Annotated in this window: 5 protein-coding genes and 1 pseudogene; 2 read left to right on the top strand and 4 right to left on the bottom strand. The window is 62.6% G+C overall.

The genetic code is table 11. The annotated features are described in order from the left end of the window. Nucleotides 1-97 precede the first annotated feature (97 nt). Nucleotides 98-300, top strand: a pseudogene (locus NKI66_RS30230) (type II toxin-antitoxin system RelE/ParE family toxin); the annotation flags it as partial. A gap of 8 nt (nucleotides 301-308) precedes the next feature. Here NKI66_RS30230 and NKI66_RS30225 read toward each other — a convergent pair. The 3 genes from NKI66_RS30225 to NKI66_RS30215 form a co-directional block, all read right to left on the bottom strand. Continuing rightward, nucleotides 309-785, bottom strand: coding sequence for a DUF2938 domain-containing protein (locus NKI66_RS30225; protein ID WP_352753809.1), 477 nt, complete (start codon nucleotides 783-785; stop codon nucleotides 309-311). 91 nt (nucleotides 786-876) lie between these two features. Then, nucleotides 877-1,353: a peroxiredoxin gene (locus NKI66_RS30220; RefSeq protein ID WP_023808596.1), complete on the bottom strand. Its 477-nt coding sequence runs from the start codon at nucleotides 1,351-1,353 to the stop codon at nucleotides 877-879. Nucleotides 1,354-1,437: 84 nt separating this feature from the next. Then, nucleotides 1,438-2,244 (bottom strand): protein-disulfide reductase DsbD domain-containing protein, encoded by an 807-nt coding sequence (locus NKI66_RS30215; RefSeq protein ID WP_352442779.1) that lies wholly within the window; start codon nucleotides 2,242-2,244, stop codon nucleotides 1,438-1,440. Between the two features lie 170 nt (nucleotides 2,245-2,414). Here NKI66_RS30215 and NKI66_RS30210 point away from each other — a divergent pair, with 170 nt between their 5' ends. After that, nucleotides 2,415-3,023, top strand: a complete 609-nt coding sequence (locus NKI66_RS30210) for a YqgE/AlgH family protein (protein ID WP_023808594.1) — start codon at nucleotides 2,415-2,417, stop codon at nucleotides 3,021-3,023. Nucleotides 3,024-3,321: 298 nt separating this feature from the next. On the opposite strand, the gene NKI66_RS30205 is transcribed toward NKI66_RS30210, so the two are convergent. Then, nucleotides 3,322-6,210 (bottom strand): EAL domain-containing protein, encoded by a 2,889-nt coding sequence (locus tag NKI66_RS30205; RefSeq protein ID WP_352721740.1) that lies wholly within the window; start codon nucleotides 6,208-6,210, stop codon nucleotides 3,322-3,324. Between the last annotated feature and the right edge of the window lie 3 nt (nucleotides 6,211-6,213).

Below are 6,213 nucleotides of genomic sequence, written 5' to 3'. Positions count from 1 at the left end.
GCGCCACATCGGCCACCTCGTCGAAACCATCGAGGCAGCCGAATGCAAGAACTACTTCGAAAACGCAGGCTACGCTTCCGTCAAAATATGAAACGCTCTAGAAGCGCGGGCCTTGCAGCTGGCAGACCATCCGCGCATGGGTGTTAGGCACCCGATATCAGGTCTTCCGTACGGATGCTGGTGGAGGCGCCGTTTGTACTGCTCTACGAAACGATTCCGGACACGGATGATGGCCCTGTTGAGTGGGTTGAAATCGTCCGTGTGGTGGACGGCCGGCGGGATCTGAACCGTTTATTCTAGCGAGCTGTTTATCGGATCAGCAGCGCTGTACCCCAAAGCCCGAGCGCGAACACCGTATGCGACACCAGGTTCAGCGCACGGATCAGCATCGGGTTGGGCCGCTTCGTGGCGGCCAAACCGGCGCCCATGCCGGGTGCCAGTAGGAACCAGCCGGCGCCGACGGTGACGATGCCGAGGATGAAGGCCGGCAGGAATGTCGGCGCGGCAAGCCAGCCCGCTCCGGCCAACACCACCAGGATGATGCCGTAGACGATGCCGACAAAATAGTGAAAGGCCCAGCCCAGCGCCTTTTCATGCGCGTAGGGCGCTGCACCGCCGATATCATCGTGAAAGACCTTGTCGCGGAGATGCCAGACCCAGCGACCGACCGGCCCCCAGTTCGGCCGTGGCTGCCCGAACGCCTTGTGCAGGAAGATGGCCCAGAGATCCATCGCCACCGTAGCGCCGATGCCGATCGCGATAGCACGCCAGAACATGTCAAACATCGAGGTCCCCCCAAAGGCAATCCCTGGAATACAAGGGCGATCGTCGGGCGGCGGCAACCGTTGCGGTCCAGCCCGACGTTGTCGCTGAAGTTCAGAGCTGCCCCAGAATATGAGCCGCACCGGACTCGTCGACACCGGGCTTGGTCTCGACATTGAGCGCGGTGACCTTGCCGTCGTCGATGATCATTGAGAAGCGCCTCGAGCGCAGGCCCATATCGTTGCTGATGTAATCGAGGCCCACCGCCTTGGCGAAATCGCCACTGCCGTCGGCGAGGAACAGGATCTTGCCCTCTCCGCCGGTGAAGTGCGCCCAGGCACCCATGACATGGACGTCATTGACCGAAACGACGGCGATGGTGTCGACGCCGCGCGCCAGGATGGCATCGTGGTTCTCGAGATAGCCCGGCAAATGGTTGTTGCTGCAGGTAGGTGTGAAGGCGCCGGGAACCCCAAACAGCACGACCTTCTTGCCCGAGAAAATCTCGGCCCCGGTGATCGGCTTGGCGCCATCGGCGGTCATCGTCTTGAAGGTCACGTCAGGCAGCTTGTCGCCAACGGAAATGGTCATGGATTCCTCGCTTGGGAAAATGGGAAGGACGTGTCTTTGCGTAGCGAACTCAACGGCTTCCTGCAATCGTTGGGACAGGCTGGATCAAGGGAAAGGCAGAATCCCTGCGACCGCGCCCGCCGCACTCGTCAGCGTATAGTGAAGCCCGCCATCGGTCGGCGTCGTCGAGGGGCGATCGAGGATCGGCACGGTGAAAATCAGCTTGCCGTCCTTTTCGCTGCGGGCCGGGGTGCCGAACATGTAGTCCCGCTCGCCGGCAACGAAGAAATCCGCCGCCGCCGGATCGCCGGGAAAGCTCGCCTCGACAATCAGCGTCTCGTGGTCGCCCGGCAGCACATTGATGCCGAAATCGGACCTCGCGGGCGTCGGCAGCGCCGTAAAACTCGCCTTCACCAGCGCCGCGTCCTCGACATTGTCCGGATCGGAGGCGGGGTCGACGGTCAGCCGCGTCTGCACCGGAATGCAGATCGTTTCGCAGATGCCGAGAAAGATGTCGGCATCGATCACCGCCGGCTGGTTCGGCGTCGCCAGCGTGAATGTCACCGGCAGAGAAACCGGATAGTTGTAGCCTGCCCATTTGCCATAGCCGTCGTCATGGCGCTGCGGCGCCGGAAACGACAGAGTGGCGTCGGCGATGTTGGTGCTGGCTGAAATGTCGAGTTGCGGCGGCACGCCCGCGTCGCCCGGATCGCGCCAATATGTCTTCCAGCCAGGCTTGAGCGCAATATCGAGAACGCCTTGGATACGGCCGGCATCGTCGGCTTTGCCTGATGTAACCAGCCGAACCTTGCCGCCTTCACTGTTGTACCACGCCGACGAAGAGGCGGCGGCGGGAAGAGCGGTTGCCGATCCGATGGCGGCTCCGAGCAGCAGGATTTTCAAGCTTCGCATGGCGGTGATTTGATCGTCCGTTCGTGGCCGCGCAATGATTTCATGGCCTTGCCGGTATCATATTTGCGTGACTTCGAGGGACAAGAATGTTCGAGCCGCCGCAACAGGCTTTGGTCGAATCCAGCACGGCGCATCTTTTCGGCGCTTTGGAAACGCGTTACGCTCCCTTCATGGACTTGTTGCGCCACAAGAAGACGGTCGCCAGTCGCGGCTTTCTCGACGATCAGTTCCTGATTGCCATGCCCGGCATGAAGGACGACCGTTTCACGCGCTCGGTCATCTATGTCTGCGCACACTCCGATGAAGGCGCCATGGGCCTGATCATCAACCAGACGCAGCAGATGCTGTTTCCGGACCTGCTCGTGCAACTGGGCATCATGAACGAGCAGGAGGCGATCCGCTTGCCGGCTCAGGCCCGCGATTTCGTCGTGCGCAATGGCGGCCCCGTGGACCGCAGCCGGGGCTTCGTCCTGCATTCGGGAGACTATCGGGTGGAATCGTCGCTGACCGTTTCCGACGACATCTGCCTGACGGCGACCGTCGACATATTGCGCGCAATATCGTCCGGCCGCGGGCCTCGTCATGCGCTGATGGCGCTCGGCTATTCCGGCTGGGGCGCCGGCCAATTGGAGACCGAGATCGCCGAAAATGGCTGGCTGACCTGTCCGGCCAATGCCGAGCTTCTGTTCGACACCGACATCGAGCGCAAATACGACCGGATCCTCGCCTCGATCGGTATCGACCTTGCGCATCTCAGCTTGGCGGCCGGACACGCGTAATCGCGAACAGTCATGCGCAACATTCGCGGCTAGCCGAAGCCGCCTACACCTTCGTCATCCTAGGGCGAAGCAGGAGCGAAGCTCCGTCGCGGAGACCCTGGGATCCATTCCGTGACCTATGTCGAAGGATGCAGCGGCGAAGAAATCTGAACCGTTTTCAACGCTTTAACCTCACGGCATGGATCCTAGGGTCTGCGCCGCGTCGCTGCGCTCCTTGCTTCGCCCTAGGATGACGAAGCGATAGGCGTCTCGGCCAATCGCAGAGGTCCGCGCCTGGGCGACGCGCGCCTGAATCCCATCACGCTTGCGTCAGCGGATACTGTTCCTTCAGCGTCTTCAGCACCTGGTCGCCCGGCATTGGTGCGCCGAACATGAAGCTCTGGACATATTCGCAGCCCATCTGGCGCAGTTCCAGCGCGTCGCTCTCGTCCGAAATGCCCTCGGCGACGACGGACAGGCCGAGTTCATGCGCCATGTTGACCATCGATTTCAGCAGCACCGCGCGCTTGGGCGTGTTGTCGTCGACGAAGCTCTTGTCGATCTTGATGGTGTCGAAGGGGAAACGCGTCAGATAGGCCAATGAGGAATAGCCGGTGCCGAAATCATCCAGCGACAGGCCGATGCCGAGCTGCTTCAGCTTGGTCAGCACATGGGCGGTCTGCTCGGGATTGTCCATCACAAGCGATTCGGTGAGCTCCAGCCGGAAGCAGCGCGGCTTCAGATTGGCCCGAGCGATGACCGAGCGGACGTCGCTGACCAGGTCACGGCGGATCAGCTGGCGGCTGGACAAATTGACCGAGACCGACAGCGGCGCGTCACCGATCTGTTTTTGCCAGCTGGCGAGATCTTCCGCCGCCTGCTGCATGGCAAACAGGCCGAGCTGCACGATAAGCCCGCAGCTTTCGGCGACCGGGATGAAATCCGCCGGCGGGATCATGCCGCGGCGCGGGTGGTCCCAGCGCAGCAGCGCCTCGAAGCCGGCGACACTGCCGTCCTCAAGCCGCACGATCGGCTGGTAGGCAAGCGTGAATTCCCGCCGCTCGATGGCGCGGCGCAGGTCGGATTCGAACTGCAGCCTGTCGGTGCCGACAGTGCGGAAGGCCGGACGGAACGGCTCGATCCTGTCGCCGCCGAAGCGCTTGGCCTGGTGCATGGCAAGCTCGGCATCCTTGACCATGTCCTCGGCCGACATCTGCGGCGAATTCCAGGTGATCAGTCCGATCGACGCGGTCAGCACGATCTCGCGCTTGGCAAAGGTGATCGGGTTGTTGATGGCATGCTTGATGGCATCCGCCACGGCGGCGATGCGGGCCGGGTCCTGTTCGGACAATAGCATCAGCGCGAACTGATCGCCGGCAAAGCGCGACAGCGAATCCTTCGGCTTGAGCAGCCGGTGCAGGCGACGCGCGATGGTCAAGAGGATGGTGTCGCCGGCCGAGATGCCGAGGCCGTCATTGACCTGCTTGAAACGGTCGATGTCGATGACGAAGACGGTTGGCCGCACCTTTTCTTCGGTGCGCGCGATCGAGATGATCGCTTCCAGCCGATTCATCAAAAGTTCGCGGTTCGGCAGACCGGTCAGATTGTCGTGAACGGCGTCGTGCAGCAGCCTTTCCTCGGACTTTTTCTGCTCGGTCACGTCGACCATGGTACCGACGCAGCGGATAACCTCGCCGTCGGATCCGATGACCGGGCGCGCGCGCAGCGAAAACCAGTGATAGTGGCCGTCGGCGCCGCGCAGGCGAAAATTCTGCGATACCCGGCCGCGCCGGTGTTCGAGCACGACGTCGAGCGTGGTGCGGAACGTGTCGCGGTCGTCGGCATGCAGCACCGGGAGCCAGTTGCGGGCCGCGCCGCCAAGGCTGTTCGGCGCCAGTCCGAGCTGGATGCTGACATCGGGCTTGGTGACGACGCGGTCGCGCAGCACGTCCCAATCCCATACCGTGTCGCCCGAACCGGCGACCGCCAGCGCCTGCCGCTCGAGGTCGGAGAACAGGCCCTGATGCAGCGCGCCGCCGGCAAAAGCATGCTGCATGACGGTGAAGCCGATCAGAAGGATGATCAGGATCAGCCCGCCGCCCAGGGCCGGCTGGGCAATGTCGTTGTCGAGCATGCCGGTGATCGCCATCCACGATCCGCATAGCCACAACAGCACCATGACCCAACTGGGCACCAGCATGATGGCACGGTCGTAGCCGCGTATGCCGAGGAAGATGATCAGGCCAAGCCCGGTCAGTGCGGTGGCGGCGAAGGACAGCCTGGCAATGCCGGCGGCGACCGCCGGATCGACGATGGCGACGCCGGCGATCAGCACCAGTCCGAGGATCCAGACCAGCGCGCCATAACTGAAATGGCCGTGCCATCGGTTGAGGTTGAGATAGGCGAACAGGAACACCACGAAGGTTCCCGCCAGCGCCACCTCCGTTCCCGCTCGCCACATCTGCTCGTTGCCGGGCGATATCTCGATGATCTTGTTGAGGAAGCCGAAATCGACGCAGATATAGGCCAGCACCGCCCAGGCAAGTGCCGCGGTTGCCGGGAACATCGAGGTTCCCTTGACCACGAAAAGGATGGTCAGGAACAGCGCCAGCAGGCCTGCAATGCCGATGACGATGCCGCGAAACAGCGTGTAGGAATTGACCGAGTCCTTGTAGGATTCCGGATCCCAGAGGTAGACCTGCGGCAGCTTCGGCGAGGCCAGTTCGGCGATGAAGGTAATCACCGTGCCGGGGTTCAGCGTCACCCGGAAAACGTCGGCGTCGGGGCTGGTCTGGCGATCGAGCGCGAAGCCTTCGCTGGGCGTGATGGCGGCGATGCGGGTCGAGCCGAGATCCGGCCAGAAGATGCCGGAATTCACCAGGCGGAAATGCGGTGCGACGATCAGCCGGTCGAGTTGCTGGTCGGTGGTGTTGGCGAGCGCGAAAACAGCCCAGTCGCCGGTGGAACGGGCATCATTGGCCTCGACCTCGATGCGCCGCACGATACCGTCCGGACCCGGCGCGGTCGACACCTGGAAATTCTCGCCCTGGTTGCGGTAGATCTCGACGGCGCCGGAAAGGTCGAGCGCGACGTCGTCGCGGGCAATCTTGATCGGTTCGACGGCAAAGGCCGACGATGGCGCGCACAGCGTCAGGAGTGTCGCGAGGACAAAGGCGAACAGCGACCCGTTGCGCAGGAAATTCGTCAAAAA

The sequence above is a fragment of the Mesorhizobium sp. M0518 genome (genome assembly GCF_040321125.1).
In the GTDB taxonomy this organism is placed as follows: Bacteria; Pseudomonadota; Alphaproteobacteria; order Rhizobiales; family Rhizobiaceae; genus Mesorhizobium.
Note: the sequence above shows the minus strand (reverse complement) of the source record. Positions and strands in the feature narration are given on the sequence as shown.

Bases quoted from the DNA above. Each gene is read 5' to 3' on its own strand.
- NKI66_RS30225 (WP_352753809.1), bottom strand. From the start codon at position 785: ATGTTTGACATGTTCTGGCGTGCTATCGCGATCGGCATCGGCGCTACG.
- NKI66_RS30215 (WP_352442779.1), bottom strand. From the start codon at position 2,244: ATGCGAAGCTTGAAAATCCTGCTGCTCGGAGCCGCCATCGGATCGGCA.
- NKI66_RS30220 (WP_023808596.1), bottom strand. From the start codon at position 1,353: ATGACCATTTCCGTTGGCGACAAGCTGCCTGACGTGACCTTCAAGACG.
- NKI66_RS30210 (WP_023808594.1), top strand. From the start codon at position 2,415: ATGGACTTGTTGCGCCACAAGAAGACGGTCGCCAGTCGCGGCTTTCTC.